Source organism: Vibrio sp. 1562, assembly GCF_033340155.1.
Taxonomy (GTDB): Bacteria; Pseudomonadota; Gammaproteobacteria; order Enterobacterales; family Vibrionaceae; genus Vibrio; species Vibrio alginolyticus.
Genome location: NZ_JAWOVY010000576.1, coordinates 1 through 585 on the forward strand (window position 1 = coordinate 1; position 585 = coordinate 585).

1 protein-coding gene is annotated in these 585 nt (G+C 50.4%); it reads right to left on the minus strand.

Translation table 11 applies throughout. From position 1 onward, the window contains the following. The coding region (locus tag R7Z49_RS26480) for a metallopeptidase TldD-related protein (RefSeq protein WP_318112627.1) at positions 1-585 on the minus strand (585 nt) is incomplete at both ends.

Here is a 585-nt window from a genome sequence, read left to right on the forward strand (position 1 = left end):
ACTGACAGAATCCGCACCAGAATGGACACCTTGAAGTTCGACTAGCTCTAGGTACTCACCTGCTTTTACTTCCGACGCACTACTGTTGCCGTTCGCAATCACTTTGTGATTTGCCGATACGTCTAGGCTCGACTTTGCTCCGCGAGCGGCACTTGCCGTCGACACTGCGCCTAAATAACTCGCTGTTTGGCTATTGTGCAATAGCGTTCTCAGTTGGCCATTGGCGATCAACACATTGTCTTGAGTGGCAAAACCTTCACTATCAAACCCTGCGATAGCCATACCATTAGGCATGTATGCCGCATCGGTAAAGGTGAGAAGTTCACTTGCTACGCTTTGACCAAGCTTGTCACCCAGTGGCGAGATGCCTTTCATCGCACTCACACCAGAAAACGCACTGCCGAATGCACCAAACAGGCTGCTTAACGCATTGATGTGGAAGATGGCTGGATAGTTACCTGTCGCAACTGGTGCGCCATCAAGGAGGTCGCGAGCAAGGTTATAACCGCCTTCAATGCAATAAGTTGGATTCAACTCATCAAAACGGCGACCTCGCGACATTCTACCTGCCATCGACTGTTTGCC